We start from the raw sequence: 14,815 nt of genomic DNA on the forward strand, positions 1-14,815 counted from the left end.
AGGGTGTCGTCACTGGAAGCGCGAGCGGGGCAGGCCGAGCCATTCCAGCGCGGTGCCGTGGTACAGGCGGGCGCGGGCCTCGTCGTCGAGCCCGAGCGCGGCGATGCCGGCGCCGGGTTCCTGCTCGCCCAGCGGGAAGGGGTAGTCGGTGCCGAGCATCACCCGGTCCACGCCGGTGACCTCGAGCAGGTAGCGCAGGGCCGCCTCGTCGGCGACCCAGGAGTCGAAATACAGTCGCTTCAGGTACTCGCGCGGGTTGCGCGGATTGTCGGTGGCGACCAGGTCCGGGCGCATGTTGAAGCCGTGCTCGATGCGGCCGATCGTGTACGGGAAGCTGCCGCCGCCGTGTGCCATGCACACCTTCAGCGCGGGCAGGCGCTCGAGCACCCCGCCGAACACCAGGGAGCAGGCCGCGCGCGATTGCTCGGCGGGCATGCCGACCAGCCAGGGCAGCCAGTACTTGGGCATGGTGTCGGTGCCCATCATGTCCCAGGGATGCACCAGGATCGCCGCGCCCAGCTCGGCGGCGGCCTGGAAGAACTCGAACAGCTCCGGCGCGTCCAGGTTCCAGTGGCGGCCGTCCTCGCGGGTCACGTGGCTGCCGATCTGCACGCCCTGCAGGCCCAACTGCTCCATGCAGCGCTCCAGCTCCTGCACCGCCAGCCGCGGCGACTGCAGCGGCACGGTGCCGATCCCGGCGTAATGGCGCGGGTAGTCGCGGCAGGTACCCGCCATGTGGTCGTTGAGGGACTGGTGCAGCTCCAGCGCGTGGTGGGGACGCGCCCAGTAGGAGAACATCACCGGCACCGTGCTCAGCACCTGGACCTGCACGCCGTGGCGCGCGTAGTCGGCGATGCGCTGCTCCGGGTCCCAGGTGTTGGACCAGATCTCGCGGAAGAACCGGCCGTCCTTGTAGATCCGGTGGCGCCCGTCGTCGGTGTGGTGGATCACCGGGAACCGCGGCTCGCCGTACTTGCGCGCCAGGTCTGGCCAGTCGCGTGGCAGGTAATGGGCGTGGATGTCGATCTTGAGCACGGTGTCCTTCTTCCCCCCTGGCCGGACCCGGTCGGGCCGGCCACCACGATAACCGAGGCTGGCTTTCCGGGCAGCACGCCGTACTGTCTTCATCGAACCTTTACCCCGGCGCCGGCGCCGGGCGCTAGGCTCGAAGCGCGAATCCCGAGGGAGCAGCCATGTTCGGTGTCGACGCGTTGATGCTGGCGCGTATCCAGTTCGCCTTCACGATTTCCTTCCACATCATCTTCCCGGCGATCACCATCGGGCTGGCGGCTTACCTGGCGGTGCTCGAAGGGCTGTGGCTGTCGACGAAGCGGCCGGTCTATCTCGACCTCTACCGCTTCTGGCTCAAGCCCTTCGCGGTGGCCTTCGGCATGGGCGTGGTGTCGGGCATCGTGATGGCCTACCAGTTCGGCACCAACTGGAGCGAGTACTCGCGCTTCGCCGGTTCGATCACCGGGCCGCTGCTGACCTACGAGGTGCTGACCGCGTTCTTCCTGGAGGCGGGCTTCCTGGGGGTGATGCTGTTCGGCATGAAGCGGGTGGGGCCGGGACTGCACTTCATGGCCACCCTCGCGGTCTCGCTGGGCACGCTGATCTCGGCCACCTGGATCCTCGCCTCCAACAGCTGGATGCAGACCCCGCAGGGCCACGAGATCATCGACGGCCGGGTGGTGCCGGTCGACTGGCTGGCGGTGATCTTCAATCCGTCGTTCCCGTACCGGCTCACCCACATGGTGACCGCCGCGTTCCTGGCCACCGGTTTGCTGGTCGCCGGCACCGCCGCCTGGCACCTGCTGCGTGGCCGGCGCGACCCGGCGGTACGCACGATGTGGTCGATGGCGATGTGGATGGTGCTGGTGACCGCCCCCGTCCAGGCGGTCATCGGCGACTTCCACGGGCTGAACACGCTGGAGCACCAGCCAGCCAAGCTGGCCGGCATCGAGGGCCATTGGGAACGGCCGGCGGACCGGTCCGAGGGCATGCCGCTGCTGGTGTTCGGCCTGCCCGACATGGAAGCCGAGCGGACCCGTTACGCGGTGGAGATTCCGAGGCTGTCCAGCCTCATCCTCACCCACAGCCTGGACGGCATGACCCCGGTGCTGAAGGACTTTCCGACCGACGAACGGCCGCCCTCGCACGTGGTGTTCTGGACCTTCCGGGTCATGGTCGGGCTGGGATTGCTGATGATCCTGCTGGGTGCCTGGGGCGCGCTGGCGCGCTGGCGCGGGCGCTTCGTGGAATCCGCCGCGCTGCACCGGTTCGCACTGCTGATGGGACCGACCGGCCTGGTCGCGATCCTCGCCGGCTGGTTCACCACCGAGGTCGGGCGCCAGCCCTGGATCATCTACGGGATCATGCGCACCTCCGAGGCGGTCTCCGCGCACTCGGCCGCGGCGGTCGGCTTTGCGCTGGCCGCCTTCGTCGCGTGCTACGTGGTGATCTTCGGTGCCGGCTCGGTCTACATGTTGCGGCTGATGGGACGACCGGTGACCGAAGCCGAGCCCGATGACGCGCCGGAGGGCGGACCCGGCCAGCCGCGCACGCCGATGCGGCCGATCTCCGCGGCCGCGGACGAGGCGCGCACCGGCAACGAGGATGCAGCCAGGAGGGACGGGTGATGGGCGTCGACCTGCCGGTGATCTGGGCGGTGGTGATCCTGTTCGCCATCGGGATGTACGTGGTGATGGACGGCTTCGACCTGGGGATCGGGATGCTGTTCCCGTTCTTTCCCGGGCGCGAGGACCGCGACGTGATGATGAACACCGTCGCGCCGATCTGGGACGGCAACGAGACCTGGCTGGTGCTGGGCGGGGCCGGGCTGCTGGCGGCCTTCCCGCTGGCCTACTCGGTGGTGCTCAGCGCCCTGTACCTGCCACTGGTGCTGATGTTGCTGGGACTGATCCTGCGCGGGGTCTCGTTCGAGTACCGGGTGGTCGCCTCGCCCGGGCGGCGCAGCACCTGGGACTTCAGCTTCATGGCCGGCTCCTACGCCGCCGCGTTCTTCCAGGGCGTGGTGCTGGGCAGCTTCATCAACGGCCTGCCGGTGGCGGATGGCCGGTTCGCCGGGGGGCCGCTGGACTGGGTCGCGCCGTTCCCGCTGTTCACCGGGGTCGGCCTGGTCATCGCCTACATGCTGCTGGGCAGCACCTGGCTGCTGATCAAGACCGAGGGACCGCTGCACGAGGAGATGCGCCGGCGCACCCAGCTGTGGGTGTGGGCGCTGCTGGCGGTGATCGGCGTGCTCAGCCTGTGGACCGCGCTGGCCCATCCGCCGATCGCCAAGCGCTGGTTCAGCCTGCCCAACCTGTACTTCTTCCTGCCGGTGCCGCTGCTGGTGGTGCTGGTCGCGGGGCTGTTGCTGCGGGCGCTGGAGCGCAAGCGCCACATCGCGCCCTTCCTGCTGACCCTGGCACTGGTGTTCCTGGGCTACAGCGGGCTGGGCATCAGCATCTGGCCCAACATCATCCCGCCCGGCATCAGCATCCGTGATGCGGCCGCCCCGCCGGAGAGCATGGGCTTCACCCTGGTCGGAACCCTGTTCATCGTCCCGGTGATCCTCGCCTATACCGCCTTCAGCTACTGGGTCTTCCGCGGCAAGGTCAGGCCGGGCGAGGGCTATCACTGATGCCGGCGCCCGCACGCGCGTACTGGCTGCGCAGGGTCGGCTGGCTGGTGCTGCTGTGGGCGGCGAGCGTGGCCGCGCTGGGCGTGATCGCCTGGCTGATCCGGCAGTTCATGGCCGCCGCGGGGATGACCACCTGAGCGTGCGCGTGGCTCAGGTGATGTCGGCCTGCGACCCGGCCTGCATCTCGTAGCGGTCCGGGCGCGGGTTGAGCGTGCCGCACTGCACGCAGGTGCGCAGTGCCTGGCTGCGGTAGAAGTTCTCGAACACCCGGAAGAAGTCCTGCTCGATGTCGACCAGGTGGAAAGACTCCTCGTAGAGCTTGTGGTTGCAGTTGATGCAGAACCACATCAGCGCATCGTCCTCGTGCGCCAGCCGCTTGCGCTCGACCACCAGGCCGACCGAGCCGGGCATGCGCTGGGGGCTGTGCGGCACGCGCGGGGGCAGGTAGAACATCTCGCCGGCGCGGATGCGCACATCGCGCGGCTTTCCGTCCTCCTGGATGCGCAGCACCATCTCGCCTTCCAGCTGGTGGAAGAACTCCGGGCCTTCCTCCCAGTGGTAGTCGGTGCGGGTGTTGGGGCCGCCGACGACCATCACGATGTAGTCGCCGTCGACGATGCACTTGTTGCCCACCGGCGGCCTGAGCAGGTGCCGGTGCTCGTCGATCCAGGCCTGCAGGTTGATCGGGTCGGGAAGCGGCATCGCGGGTTCCTCGTTCAGCGCACCACGGCCACGCACTTGAGCTCGATGGCGATCGGGGTGGGCAGCGCGTCGATCCCCAGCGTGGTGCGGCAGGGCGCCGCGGCGGGATCGGGGAAATACTCGGCCCACACCGCGTTGTAGCCGGTGAAGTCGCCGGCCATGTCGGTCAGGTACACGGTGACGTCGACCAGGTCCTCCCAGCGGGCGCCACTGGCCTCCAGCACCGCGCGCACGTTGGCGAACACCGCGCGCGCCTGCGCGCCGATGTCGTGGTCGACCAGGGTGCCGGCGGCATCGTGCACGTTGCCGGGGACGGTGTCGGTGGCCGGGTCGCGCGGGCCGATTCCGGACAGGAACAGCAGCTCGCCGACCCGCCTGGCGTGCGGATAGGCGCCGACCGGCCTGGGCGCGGCGCCGGCCTGGATGGCGTCCATCAGCGGTCCTCCCGGTCGGCGCGGATGCGCGCCAGGGCTTCTTCGTACTTGCCCGGCAGGCGGTCGGCGGCATTCACGTCGACGCCCAAGTCGTGGACCCGGCCGTCGCGGAGCGTGTAGACCCAGCCATGCACCGCGAGCTCCTGCCCGCGCGCCCAGGCATCGCGGACCACCGTGGTGCGGCAGACGTGGACCACCTGCTCGAGCACGTTCAGTTCGCAGAGCCGGTCGTGGCGGATCTCGTCGTCGCCGTAGGCGCACAGCGCCTGCTCGTGCATCTCGGCGACATCGACCACGTGCCGCACCCAGTTGTCCGACAAGCCCAGGCGGCTGCCGTGCAGCGCGGCGTGCACGCCGCCGCAGCCATAGTGGCCGACCACCAGGATGTGCCTGACCTTCAGCACGTCGACGGCGAACTGGATCACCGACAGGCAGTTCAGGTCGGTGTGCACCACCACATTGGCGATGTTGCGGTGGACGAAGACCTCGCCGGGGGCGACGTCGATGATCTGGTTGGCCGGCACCCGGGAGTCGGAGCAGCCGATCCACAGGTACTCCGGCGCCTGTTGGCGCGAGAGCCGTTCGAAGAAGGAGGGATCCTCCGCGCTGATCCGGTCGGACCACTCGCGGTTGCTCTGCAGCAGGTCGGAAAGGGTGGGCATTCGTCGTCAGTCCAGTTTCAGGCCCACGTTGCGGGGCTCGGTGAAGAAACGCATCGCTTCCAGGCCACCCTCGCGGCCCAGGCCGGAGGCACCGGACCCGCCGAAGGGCGTGCGCAGGTCGCGCAGCAGCCAGGTATTGATCCAGACCATGCCGACCTGCAGGCCGGCGGCCATCCGGTGGGCACGGGCCAGGTCGCGGGTCCAGACCGAGGCCGACAGGCCGTAGTCGCAGGCATTGGCCAGCGCCAGCGCCTCGCCGTCGTTATCGAATGGCTGCAGGGTCACCACCGGCCCGAAGAGCTCCTCGCGGTTGGTCGCGCAGTCCGGGCCCAGTCCTTCCAGGACGGTCGGCTGCACGAACCAGCCGGGCCGCTCCAGGGCCACGCCCCCGCACAGCACGCGGGCGCCCTCGTCGCGGGCGCGGGCAATGCCGGCCATGACCTTGTCGAAGTGCTGCCGCGAGACCAGGGGCCCCAGCTCGGTTCCATCCTCCAGCGGATCGCCCAGGCGCAGCGCGCCGGCCCGCTCGACCAGCGCGTCGCGGAACGCGTCGTAGACCGCGCGCTCGACCAGCAGCCGCGAGCCGCACAGGCAGATCTGCCCGGAGTTCTGGAATGCCGAGCGCACCAGTACGTCCAGCTGGGCGCGCCAGTCGCTGTCGGCGAACACCAGGGTCGGGTTCTTGCCACCCAGTTCGAGCGAGACCTTCTTGAGCATCGGGGCGGCCAGCCCGGCGATGCGGCGGCCCACCGCGGTGCTGCCGGTGAAGGAGACCGCCCGGACCCGCGGATCGGTCACCAGCGGCTCGCCGACCTCTGGGCCGCGTCCGTGCACGAGGTTGAACACCCCCGGCGGAAAACCGATCTCCGCGGCCAATTCCGCCAGCATGGTCGCGGTCAGCGGCGTCACTTCCGAGGGCTTGGCGACCACCGTGTTGCCCGCCGCCAGGGCGGGCGCGATCTTCCAGGTCAGCAGGTACAGCGGCAGGTTCCACGGCGAGATCGTCGCCACCACGCCCAGCGGCAGGCGCAGGGTGTAGTTGAGGCCGGCCTGGCCGTGGTGCGACTCGCTGGCGAACTGGGTCGCGGCGTGGGCATAGAAACGCAGGTTGGCGATCGCCCGCGGGATCTCCACCTCGCGCGCCAGCGCCAGCGGCTTGCCGCCGTCGCGCGCCTCGGCGCGGGCGAAGTCCTCCAGCCGAGCCTCGATCGCGGAGGCCAGTGTCTCCAGCCAGCGCGCCCGCTCGCTGTTGGCCAGCCCGGACCAGGCCGGCCAGGCAACGCTTGCGGCGCTGATCGCGCGCTCCACGTCCTCGCCGTTGCCGTCGGCGACGCGGGCGAAGGCCCGGCCGGTACCCGGCTCGAACACCTCGATCCAGCCTCCCGACGCGGGAGGCGAGGGCAGGCCGCCGATCCAGTGCATCAGGCGCATGGTGGCGCTCAGGACGAGCGGGTCCGTCCGCCGTCGACCGGCAGGTTGACCCCGCTGATGTAGGCGGCCGCCGGCGAGCACAGGAAGGCGACCGCGGCAGCGGTCTCCTCCGGGCGGGCGAAGCGGCGCAGCGGGACGTTGGCGACCATCTCCTCGAACACCGCCTGCTCGCTGCGGCCGCTGCGCCGGGCGCCGGTGCGGATGATCTGTTCGATGCGCGGGGTGTCGGTGTAGCCCGGCAGCACGTTGTTGACGGTGATGCCGTCGGGGCCCAGCTCGCCGGCCAGGGTCTTGGCCCAGGCCGCGACCGCCCAGCGCGCCGTGTTCGACACCCCCAGCCCGGGAATGGGTTCCTTCACCGAGGTCGAGATGATGTTGACGATGCGTCCGTAGCCGGTCTCGCGCATGCCCGGCACGCAGGCCTGCGCCAGCACCTGGCAGGCGACCACGTGCTGGCGCATCGCGTCCTCGATCGCCGAGGGTGCCGTGGCGTGCAGCGGGCCGGGCGCCGGGCCGCCGCTGTTGTTGACCAGGATGTGCACCGGGCCGGCAGCGGCGAGCTCGGCCGCCCTGGCGGCCAGCGCCGGGGTATCGGAGGTGTCCACCGCGATCCAGCCGTGGCCATCGCCCGGCAGTTCCGCGGCCAGTGCCTGCAGGCGCTCGGCGCTGCGTGCCAGCAGGGTCACCCGCGCGCCGAGCGAGGCCAGTTCACGTGCGCTCGCCAGGCCGATGCCCTGGCTGGCGCCGCATACAAGGGCGTGGCGGCTGTCCAGCGCAAGATCCATCGTCGGCTCCTGTCTCGGTAAGGGCGCGCTCCAGCAGGCGCGTCCCGGTGGGGCGGGTTCAGTGGGGGCGCGGCAACTGCCGCACCATCTGCCGGCGCAGGGCCTCGTCACCCTCGCCCTGCGGGGGCGTCAGCTCCGCGAGCGTGAAGCCGCGCTCGGCGGCATCCTCCTCGTCCATGCCGTCGAGCGCCACGAACTCGGCGTCCATCAGCGCCGCACGCGCGGTGTCCTCGCTGTCGTAGGGCAGGGTCTTGCCGTCGCTGTCGAAGACCTCGGCGGTGCCGGCCTCCCGCACCTGCAGCCGCGCCCACACCACGGTGCGTCCGAGGGTGGCCAGCCACCACTGCGCGCCGCTCATGCGACCACCAGCGAGGCGAGGTACAGCAGGCCCGACATCACCAGGCCGGCGATGATGGTCATCAGCGCCACCCGCGCCGGCGCGGCCAGGCCATCCAGGTTGCGGTCGCCCACGCCACGGTAGGCACCGCGCAGCAGCCAGGCCCAGGCGCCGGGACTGGCGAAGGCGAGTGGCCCGTACGCATCGAGCATCCCCGGATGGCGGTCACGCAGGTGCACCAGCATCAGTGGCCAGAAGATCACGAAGGCGGTGAACCCGGCGATGGCCAGGGCGAGGGCGAGCAGGGCGAGGAACAGGATCACGTCGGAAGGTCACCGCAGGTCAGAATTCGGCGCTGCCCGGCGCACGCGGATAGGCGATCGCGTCGCGGATGTTGGACAGGCCGCAAACATAGACCACCAGCCGCTCGAAGCCGAGCCCGAAGCCCGCATGCGGCACCGAGCCGTAGCGGCGGAAGTCGCGATACCACTGGTAGTGCTCCGGATCCAGGCCGAACTGCGCCATCCGCGCATCCAGCACGTCCAGCCGCTCCTCGCGCTGGGAGCCGCCGATGATCTCGCCGATGCCCGGGGCCAGCACGTCCATCGCCGCGACGGTCCTGCCATCGTCGTTGAGGCGCATGTAGAAGGCCTTGATGTGCTCCGGGTAGTCGGTCACCACCACCGGCCGGCCGACGTGCTGCTCGGTCAGCCAGCGCTCGTGCTCGGTCTGCAGGTCCAGGCCCCACTCGACCGGGAACTCGAACTTGTGCCCGGAGTCCTGCAGCAGCCTCACCGCGTCGCTGTAGTCGATGCGCTCGAACGGGGCGTTGATGAACTTCTCCAGCCGGCTGACCGCATCCTTCTGCACCCGCTCGGCGATGAACGCCATGTCGTCGCCACGCTCGTCGAGCACGGCGCGGAACAGGTACTTCAGGAAGTCCTCGGCGATGTCGGCGGTCTGCATCAGGTCGGCGAAGGCGATCTCCGGCTCGACCATCCAGAATTCGGCGAGGTGCCGGGTGGTGTGCGAGTTCTCGGCGCGGAAGGTCGGCCCGAAGGTGTAGACCCTGCTCATCGCCAGCGCATAGCCCTCCACATTGAGCTGGCCGGAGACGGTCAGGAACGCCTCGCGGCCGAAGAAGTCCTGGCGGAAGTCGACGCTGCCGTCGTCGCGGCGGGGCAGGTTGGCCAGGTCCAGGGTGGAGACCCGGAACATCTGTCCGGCGCCCTCGGCGTCGGAGCCGGTGACGATCGGGGTGCTGATCCAGAAATAGCCATTGCGGTGGAAATAGCGGTGCACCGCCATGGCCAGGGTGTGGCGGATGCGGGTGACGGCGCCGAACAGGTTGGTGCGCGGGCGCAGGTGGGCGACCTCGCGCAGGAACTCCAGCGAATGCGGCTTGGGCTGGATCGGGTAGGTCTCCGGGTCCTCGACCCAGCCGACCACCTCGACCCGGCTGGCCTGGATCTCGAAACCCTGGCCCTTGCCCTGGGATTCCACCAGTTCGCCGGTGGCGATCACCGCGCAGCCGGCGGTGAGGTGCTTCACCTCGGACTCGTAGTTGGGCAGGCTGGATGGCGCGACCACCTGGATCGGCGCGAAGCAGGAGCCGTCGCTGACATTGACGAAGCTCAGTCCGGCCTTGGAATCACGCCGGGTACGCACCCAGCCACGGACCGTTACCTCGCCACCGACCGGCAACCTGCCGGCAAGCGCGTGCTGCACGCTGACCACCGTCATGCCTTGAACCTCGCCCGCAAGGGCCCGATATGGGAAAGGCCGGAGTTTAACCGAGGGCGGGCGGGCCGCCGCACGCGACCGGTACAATCGCAACACCGCAGGAGAGCAATCCATGTCCGTCACCCTCACGTCCGCCGCCGCCAGCCGCGTCCACCGGTTCCTCGAGAAGGACCCCGGCGCACTGGGCCTGCGCTTCGGAGTGAAGCGCACCGGCTGCTCGGGCTGGCAGTACGTGGCCGAGCTGGCCCATGCCGAACAGCCCGGTGACACGGTCATCGAGGACCAGGGCGTGCGGGTCTACGTGGACCTGCTGAGCATGGCTCAGGTCGACGGCACCACGATCGACGTGGAGCAGCGCAAGCTCGGCGACCAGTTCATCTTCCGCAATCCCAACGCCAGCGCCGAGTGCGGCTGCGGCGAGAGCTTCACCACCGACGCCGACCTGGCCTGATCCCGCCCGGGCTACTGGCGCAACCCCCCGCAACCGGCCATAATTGCCGGCTCCCTGCGCCTGCCGCGCGGGGACCTTGCTCCACCGCGCGCCTGCGTCGGGGGGCTGAACCGGCCACCGGCCGCCATCCACAAGGAAAAACAAGATGCGTCATTACGAGATCGTCTTCCTGGTCCACCCGGACCAGAGCGAGCAGGTCCCCGGCATGATCGAGCGCTACAAGGGCATGATCGAGGCCGGCGAGGGCAAGGTCCACCGCCTGGAAGACTGGGGCCGCCGCCAGCTGGCCTACCCGATCCAGAACCTGGTCAAGGCCCACTACGTGCTGCTCAACATCGAGGCCGGCCAGGCCGTGCTGAACGAGCTGGTGGACACCTTCCGCTTCAACGACGCGATCCTGCGCCACCTGGTCATCAAGCGCGACGGCCCGGACACCGAGCAGTCGCTGATCATGAAGTTCAAGGACGAGAAGGCCGACAAGCCCGAGCGCGGCGAGCGCCGTCGTCGTGACGACGACAGCCAGGGCGACGGCGACGACGAGAAGTCCGATGCCGGCGACGGCAAGGACGAATCGTCCTCCGACACCGAAGCCGCCTGATCACGCCTTTTAGGAGCGCCGCACCATGTCCAAGTTCTTCCGCCGCCGCAAGTTCTGCAAGTTCACCGCCGAGGGCGTCAAGGAGATCGACTACAAGGATCTCAACACCCTGCGCCAGTACATCGGCGAGACCGGCAAGATCGTCCCCTCGCGCGTGACTGGAACCAAGTCGAAGTACCAGCGCCAGCTGGCCACCGCCGTCAAGCGGGCGCGCTACCTGGCCCTGATCCCGTACACCGACAACCACAACGCCTGAGCAGGGGCGTCGCCCCGGGGCGACGCTCTTTCCCATCGGACAGCGCCACGCGCTGCAGGCCCCGCGCCTGCTAACGAACACGGAGCACCACCATGCAACTGATCCTCCTGCAGAACGTCCAGAACCTCGGCCAGCTCGGTGACAAGGTCACCGTCAAGCCGGGCTACGGCCGCAACTTCCTGGTCCCGCAGGGCAAGGCCACGCCGGCGACCGCGGCCAACCTGGCCGAGTTCGAGGCCAGGCGCGCCGAATACGAGGCCCGCGCCAGGCAGCTCAATGAAACCGCCGAGTCCCGCCGCGCCGCCCTAGAGGGCGTCGAGGTAACGATCCGCGCCAATGCCTCGACCGAAGGCAAGCTGTACGGCTCGATCACCACCCGCGACGTCGCCGACGCGCTGACCCGCAATGGCCATGAGGTCAGCAAGTCCGAGGTGGTGATGGGCGAAGGCCCGATCCGCCAGGCGGGCGAGTACGAGATCCTGCTGCAGCTGCACGCCGGCATCGAGGCCACCGTCAAGCTCATCGTCGAAGGCGAGCTGGCCTGACGGTCCGGCGCGGACGCGCCGATCGCAACACCCACGGAGGGCGCCGCACGGCGCCCTCCGTGCTTTCCGGCGGTCGCAGGCCTTGCGACCGCCACGTGGCATGGGTTCCACGCCAGGTTCTCCACCGATTATCCACAGGGTTGTGCATACCGCCCGCGGCCTGCTCGCCCTAGGATTGCCGTCTGCCGCGCCCCCTGGCGCGGCCCTGCAGGACACCGCTTCGATGAGTGCACGCCCAGGCTTCCGGGACACCGACTCCCGCTTTGAGACCCGCGCCGAGCAGCGCGTGGACCAGCTGCGGGTACCGCCACAGTCGATCGAGGCCGAGCAGGCGGTGCTGGGTGGTCTGATGCTGGCACCGGACGCCTACGACACCGTCGCCGACGCCCTGGTCGACCGGGACTTCTACCGCCGCGACCACCAGCTGATCTTCCGCGCGATCCGCGAACTGGCGGAGAAGAACCGGCCCTTCGACGCCGTCACCCTGGGCGAGTGGTTCGAGTCCAATGGCCAGGCCGAGCTGGTCGCCGGCGGCAGCTACCTGATCGAGCTGGCCAGCACCACGCCCTCGGCGGCGAACATCAGGGCCTACGCCGAGATCGTCCGCGACAAGTCGGTGCTGCGGCAGCTGATCGAGGTCGGCACCGACATCGTCAACGACGGCTTTCAGCCCAACGGCCGCGAAAGCGCCGAGATCCTGGCCAAGGCCGAGCAGGAGGTGTTCGCCATCGCGGAGGCCGGGGCGCAGGGCCGCACCGACTTCACCCCGATGAACACCGCGCTGTCGGAGGCCTTCGACGTCCTGCAGAAGCGCTATGACGCCGGCGGCTCGGTGACCGGACTGCCGACCGGGTACACCGAGTTCGACGAGATGACCGCCGGCCTGCAGCCCACCGATCTGCTGATCCTGGCCGCGCGCCCGGCGATGGGCAAGACCACGCTGGCGCTGAACATGGCCGAGCACGCCGCCATCCGCACCAAGAAGGCGGTCGCGGTGTTCTCGATGGAAATGTCCGCCAGCCAGCTGGCCCTGCGCCTGATTTCCTCCAACGGCCGGGTCAATGCCCAGCGGCTGCGCAGCGGCCAGCTCGAGGACGAGGACTGGAGCCGGGTCACCAGCGCGATCCGGATGCTCAAGGAGGCGAAGATCTTCATCGACGACACCCCCGGCCTGTCGCCCGACCAGCTGCGCGCGAAGTCGCGCCGGCTCAAGCGCGAGCACGACCTGGGCCTGGTGGTCGTCGACTACCTGCAGCTGATGTCGGTGCCCGGCAACAGCGAGAACCGCGCCACCGAGATCTCCGAGATCTCGCGCTCGCTCAAGCACCTGGCCAAGGAACTCAACGTGCCGGTGATCGCCCTGTCGCAGCTCAACCGCTCACTGGAGACACGCGCCGACAAGCGCCCGGTGATGGCCGACCTGCGCGAGTCCGGCGCCATCGAGCAGGACGCCGACGTGATCGTCTTCATCTACCGCGACGACTACTACAACAAGGAGAATTCGCCGGACAAGGGCCTGGCCGAGGTGATCATCGGAAAGCAGCGAAACGGCCCGACCGGCTCGGTCAAGCTGCGCTTCTTCGGCGAGTACACGCGCTTCGACAACCTCTCCCACGACGCGGTCGGCAGCTTCGAATAGCGCCGGCACGACGCCGGCCGCGAGCCGCGCTGCCAGCTGAACGCAGGCGGGGGTCCGTCACCCCTTTCACACGACCCCGTGGTTAGCTTCTGCCCTGTTCAGCCAACGAGGACCGCTCTGATGAAGAACAATATCCGACTCGCGCTCGCCAGCGCCGCAGCCGTTGCGATGCTCGCCGGCTGTGCCAGCCCCGGCGGCTATTATGGCCAGCAGTATCCGCAGCAGCAGTATCCGCAGGGCCAGCAGGAGGGCACGTCGAAGACCACCAAGGGGGCGCTGATCGGTGCCGCCGTGGGTACCGTGGCCGGGCTGCTCAGCGGCAGCGATGCCACCGAGCGCCGCCAGCGCGCCCTGGTCGGGGCGGGCGTGGGCGGCCTGGCCGGTGGCGCCATCGGGAACTACCAGGACCGGCAGGAGCGCGCGCTGCGCGACCAGATGGCCGGCACCGGCGTGGACGTGGTGCGCCAGGGCGACAACATCACCCTGAACATGCCCGGCAACATCACCTTCGACTTCGACAGCTCGACCCTGAGCGCCCAGTTCTACCCGGTGCTCGACAACCTGGTCTCGACCCTGCGCGAGTACGATCAGACCATCGTCGAGGTGGCCGGCCACACCGACTCCAAGGGCAGTGATTCCTACAACCAGCAGCTGTCGGTGCGGCGCGCCGAGTCGGTGGGCAACTACCTGATCGGCCGCGGGGTGATGCGCGAGCGTTTCATCATCACCGGCGCCGGCGAGAGCCGCCCAGTCGCCAGCAACGACACCGAGGCCGGCCGGGCGCAGAACCGCCGGGTCGAGATCACCCTGGTGCCGGTGCGCGGCTGACACGCGTAACCCGGGTCAGCGCAGCGCACCCGGGTTGCCCGAGACAAAGGGCGGGCCTCGATGGCCCGCCCTTTTTCGTGTGGCCGGCCGCGTGGGCACCCGCATCACCAGGGGGCGGCGCCGCGACATGCACCAGATCCACGTCGTGGACTGCAGGCCGGGCGACTACTCCGGTTCCCGCTTGGCCTTGTGCTGCGCCAGCGCCCGGTCGGCCAGCTTCAGCAGTCCCAGCACCATCAGGGTGAGGCCGGTCGCCAGGACCGCGAGCAGGAAGTAGCCGAAACCGCAGGCGATCCCGATCACCGCTACCATCAGCAACGAGGCTGCGGTGGTGATGCCGGCCACGCCGCCGCCTTCGCCCCGTCGGGCAAAGATGCTGCCGGCGCCGATGAACGCGACGCCGGCGATCACCGACTCCACCAGGCGCAGCGGATCCACCCGCAACCGCCCGCCATCCGCGGCCAACGCCGGGTGGGCTTCGACCAGCAGTATCCCCAGGCCGACCAGCAGGGCGGCGGCGCCCGCCACCAGCATGTGGGTACGGAAACCGGCAGGCCGGTCGCGCAGTTCGCGCTCGAACCCGATCACGCCACCGAGCAGCATGGCGGCGCCGGTGGCGGCGATGGTGTCCAGCTGATGCATCCAGTCCATGCGCGGATTGTGGCGGTCGCGAGTGAATGCGGGGTCGGTGGAGGCGGCGTGAAAGTCGTGCTGCCCGGACCGAGGTAGGGTGGCGGACTTTCCGGACATTCCGGCCT

General features: G+C 69.5%; 19 protein-coding genes. 9 read left to right on the forward strand and 10 right to left on the reverse strand.

Going from position 1 to position 14,815, the window contains the following annotated elements; genetic code table 11:
- Positions 1-9 precede the first annotated feature (9 nt).
- Positions 10-1,035 carry an amidohydrolase family protein gene (locus LY625_RS01335; protein ID WP_233737204.1) on the reverse strand — a complete coding sequence of 342 codons (1,026 nt, stop codon included), beginning with the start codon at positions 1,033-1,035 and terminating at the stop codon, positions 10-12.
- Positions 1,036-1,193: 158 nt separating this feature from the next.
- On the opposite strand from LY625_RS01335, the gene LY625_RS01340 reads away from it, so the two are divergent.
- Genes LY625_RS01340 through LY625_RS01350 form a run of 3 tightly spaced genes read left to right on the forward strand, consistent with a single transcriptional unit; the run spans position 1,194 to position 3,783 of the window.
- Positions 1,194-2,639: a cytochrome ubiquinol oxidase subunit I gene (locus tag LY625_RS01340; protein ID WP_233737205.1), complete on the forward strand. Its 1,446-nt coding sequence runs from the start codon at positions 1,194-1,196 to the stop codon at positions 2,637-2,639.
- Complete coding sequence (cydB, locus tag LY625_RS01345) at positions 2,639-3,646, forward strand: cytochrome d ubiquinol oxidase subunit II (RefSeq protein ID WP_233737206.1); 1,008 nt, start codon at positions 2,639-2,641, stop codon at positions 3,644-3,646. The genes LY625_RS01340 and cydB overlap by 1 nt, the downstream gene beginning before the upstream one ends.
- Positions 3,646-3,783 (forward strand): DUF2474 domain-containing protein, encoded by a 138-nt coding sequence (locus LY625_RS01350; protein WP_233737207.1) that lies wholly within the window; start codon positions 3,646-3,648, stop codon positions 3,781-3,783. The genes cydB and LY625_RS01350 overlap by 1 nt, the downstream gene beginning before the upstream one ends.
- 13 nt (positions 3,784-3,796) lie before the next feature.
- Here LY625_RS01350 and LY625_RS01355 read toward each other — a convergent pair whose 3' ends face one another.
- Genes LY625_RS01355 through asnS form a run of 8 tightly spaced genes read right to left on the reverse strand, consistent with a single transcriptional unit; the run spans position 3,797 to position 9,740 of the window.
- On the reverse strand, positions 3,797-4,348 hold the full coding sequence (locus LY625_RS01355) for a 3-hydroxyanthranilate 3,4-dioxygenase (RefSeq protein WP_233737208.1): 552 nt from the start codon (positions 4,346-4,348) through the stop codon (positions 3,797-3,799).
- Positions 4,349-4,362: 14 nt separating this feature from the next.
- Positions 4,363-4,782: a RidA family protein gene (locus LY625_RS01360; protein ID WP_233737209.1), complete on the reverse strand. Its 420-nt coding sequence runs from the start codon at positions 4,780-4,782 to the stop codon at positions 4,363-4,365.
- Entirely contained in the window at positions 4,782-5,444 is a 663-nt protein-coding gene (gene can / locus LY625_RS01365) for a carbonate dehydratase (RefSeq protein ID WP_233737210.1), read from the reverse strand. Before can ends, LY625_RS01360 begins: the two co-directional genes overlap by 1 nt.
- Positions 5,445-5,450: 6 nt before the next feature.
- Positions 5,451-6,875, reverse strand: a complete 1,425-nt coding sequence (locus LY625_RS01370) for an aldehyde dehydrogenase (protein ID WP_233737211.1) — start codon at positions 6,873-6,875, stop codon at positions 5,451-5,453.
- A gap of 8 nt (positions 6,876-6,883) precedes the next feature.
- A complete protein-coding gene (locus LY625_RS01375) occupies positions 6,884-7,660 on the reverse strand; it encodes an SDR family oxidoreductase (RefSeq protein WP_233737212.1) in 777 nt (258 codons plus the stop codon).
- 58 nt (positions 7,661-7,718) lie between these two features.
- Positions 7,719-8,018 carry a hypothetical protein gene (locus tag LY625_RS01380; protein WP_233737213.1) on the reverse strand — a complete coding sequence of 100 codons (300 nt, stop codon included), beginning with the start codon at positions 8,016-8,018 and terminating at the stop codon, positions 7,719-7,721.
- Positions 8,015-8,320, reverse strand: a complete 306-nt coding sequence (locus tag LY625_RS01385) for a hypothetical protein (protein ID WP_233737214.1) — start codon at positions 8,318-8,320, stop codon at positions 8,015-8,017. The genes LY625_RS01380 and LY625_RS01385 overlap by 4 nt, the downstream gene beginning before the upstream one ends.
- A gap of 19 nt (positions 8,321-8,339) precedes the next feature.
- On the reverse strand, positions 8,340-9,740 hold the full coding sequence (gene asnS, locus LY625_RS01390; protein WP_233737215.1) for an asparagine--tRNA ligase: 1,401 nt from the start codon (positions 9,738-9,740) through the stop codon (positions 8,340-8,342).
- A 112-nt stretch (positions 9,741-9,852) separates the two neighbouring features.
- On the opposite strand from asnS, the gene LY625_RS01395 reads away from it, so the two are divergent.
- From LY625_RS01395 to LY625_RS01420, 6 genes are all read left to right on the forward strand, one after another.
- Complete coding sequence (locus LY625_RS01395) at positions 9,853-10,191, forward strand: iron-sulfur cluster assembly accessory protein (RefSeq protein WP_233737216.1); 339 nt, start codon at positions 9,853-9,855, stop codon at positions 10,189-10,191.
- Between the two features lie 145 nt (positions 10,192-10,336).
- Positions 10,337-10,789 carry a 30S ribosomal protein S6 gene (gene rpsF, locus LY625_RS01400; protein ID WP_233737217.1) on the forward strand — a complete coding sequence of 151 codons (453 nt, stop codon included), beginning with the start codon at positions 10,337-10,339 and terminating at the stop codon, positions 10,787-10,789.
- Between the two features lie 25 nt (positions 10,790-10,814).
- Positions 10,815-11,045 (forward strand): 30S ribosomal protein S18, encoded by a 231-nt coding sequence (rpsR, locus tag LY625_RS01405; protein WP_233737218.1) that lies wholly within the window; start codon positions 10,815-10,817, stop codon positions 11,043-11,045.
- A 92-nt stretch (positions 11,046-11,137) separates the two neighbouring features.
- Positions 11,138-11,590, forward strand: a complete 453-nt coding sequence (gene rplI, locus LY625_RS01410; protein WP_233737219.1) for a 50S ribosomal protein L9 — start codon at positions 11,138-11,140, stop codon at positions 11,588-11,590.
- 223 nt (positions 11,591-11,813) lie between these two features.
- Positions 11,814-13,229, forward strand: coding sequence for a replicative DNA helicase (locus LY625_RS01415; RefSeq protein WP_233737220.1), 1,416 nt, complete (start codon positions 11,814-11,816; stop codon positions 13,227-13,229).
- 120 nt (positions 13,230-13,349) lie between these two features.
- Positions 13,350-14,057, forward strand: coding sequence for an OmpA family protein (locus tag LY625_RS01420; protein ID WP_233737221.1), 708 nt, complete (start codon positions 13,350-13,352; stop codon positions 14,055-14,057).
- A 165-nt stretch (positions 14,058-14,222) separates the two neighbouring features.
- On the opposite strand, the gene LY625_RS01425 is transcribed toward LY625_RS01420, so the two are convergent.
- Positions 14,223-14,708 (reverse strand): MgtC/SapB family protein, encoded by a 486-nt coding sequence (locus tag LY625_RS01425; RefSeq protein WP_233737222.1) that lies wholly within the window; start codon positions 14,706-14,708, stop codon positions 14,223-14,225.
- Positions 14,709-14,815: the final 107 nt, after the last annotated feature.

Origin of the sequence: Lysobacter sp. GX 14042 (assembly GCF_021390425.1) — a bacterium.
Lineage (GTDB): Bacteria > Pseudomonadota > Gammaproteobacteria > Xanthomonadales > Xanthomonadaceae > Novilysobacter.

Excerpts from the sequence above, each read along its gene's own strand:
- LY625_RS01340 (WP_233737205.1), top strand. The coding sequence starts at position 1,194 with ATGTTCGGTGTCGACGCGTTGATGCTGGCGCGTATCCAGTTCGCCTTC.
- cydB (WP_233737206.1), top strand. The coding sequence starts at position 2,639 with ATGGGCGTCGACCTGCCGGTGATCTGGGCGGTGGTGATCCTGTTCGCC.
- LY625_RS01350 (WP_233737207.1), top strand. The coding sequence starts at position 3,646 with ATGCCGGCGCCCGCACGCGCGTACTGGCTGCGCAGGGTCGGCTGGCTG.
- LY625_RS01355 (WP_233737208.1), bottom strand. The coding sequence starts at position 4,348 with ATGCCGCTTCCCGACCCGATCAACCTGCAGGCCTGGATCGACGAGCAC.
- LY625_RS01360 (WP_233737209.1), bottom strand. The coding sequence starts at position 4,782 with ATGGACGCCATCCAGGCCGGCGCCGCGCCCAGGCCGGTCGGCGCCTAT.
- can (WP_233737210.1), bottom strand. The coding sequence starts at position 5,444 with ATGCCCACCCTTTCCGACCTGCTGCAGAGCAACCGCGAGTGGTCCGAC.
- LY625_RS01370 (WP_233737211.1), bottom strand. The coding sequence starts at position 6,875 with ATGCGCCTGATGCACTGGATCGGCGGCCTGCCCTCGCCTCCCGCGTCG.
- LY625_RS01375 (WP_233737212.1), bottom strand. The coding sequence starts at position 7,660 with ATGGATCTTGCGCTGGACAGCCGCCACGCCCTTGTATGCGGCGCCAGC.
- LY625_RS01380 (WP_233737213.1), bottom strand. The coding sequence starts at position 8,018 with ATGAGCGGCGCGCAGTGGTGGCTGGCCACCCTCGGACGCACCGTGGTG.
- asnS (WP_233737215.1), bottom strand. The coding sequence starts at position 9,740 with ATGACGGTGGTCAGCGTGCAGCACGCGCTTGCCGGCAGGTTGCCGGTC.
- LY625_RS01395 (WP_233737216.1), top strand. The coding sequence starts at position 9,853 with ATGTCCGTCACCCTCACGTCCGCCGCCGCCAGCCGCGTCCACCGGTTC.
- rpsF (WP_233737217.1), top strand. The coding sequence starts at position 10,337 with ATGCGTCATTACGAGATCGTCTTCCTGGTCCACCCGGACCAGAGCGAG.
- rpsR (WP_233737218.1), top strand. The coding sequence starts at position 10,815 with ATGTCCAAGTTCTTCCGCCGCCGCAAGTTCTGCAAGTTCACCGCCGAG.
- rplI (WP_233737219.1), top strand. The coding sequence starts at position 11,138 with ATGCAACTGATCCTCCTGCAGAACGTCCAGAACCTCGGCCAGCTCGGT.
- LY625_RS01415 (WP_233737220.1), top strand. The coding sequence starts at position 11,814 with ATGAGTGCACGCCCAGGCTTCCGGGACACCGACTCCCGCTTTGAGACC.
- LY625_RS01420 (WP_233737221.1), top strand. The coding sequence starts at position 13,350 with ATGAAGAACAATATCCGACTCGCGCTCGCCAGCGCCGCAGCCGTTGCG.
- LY625_RS01425 (WP_233737222.1), bottom strand. The coding sequence starts at position 14,708 with ATGGACTGGATGCATCAGCTGGACACCATCGCCGCCACCGGCGCCGCC.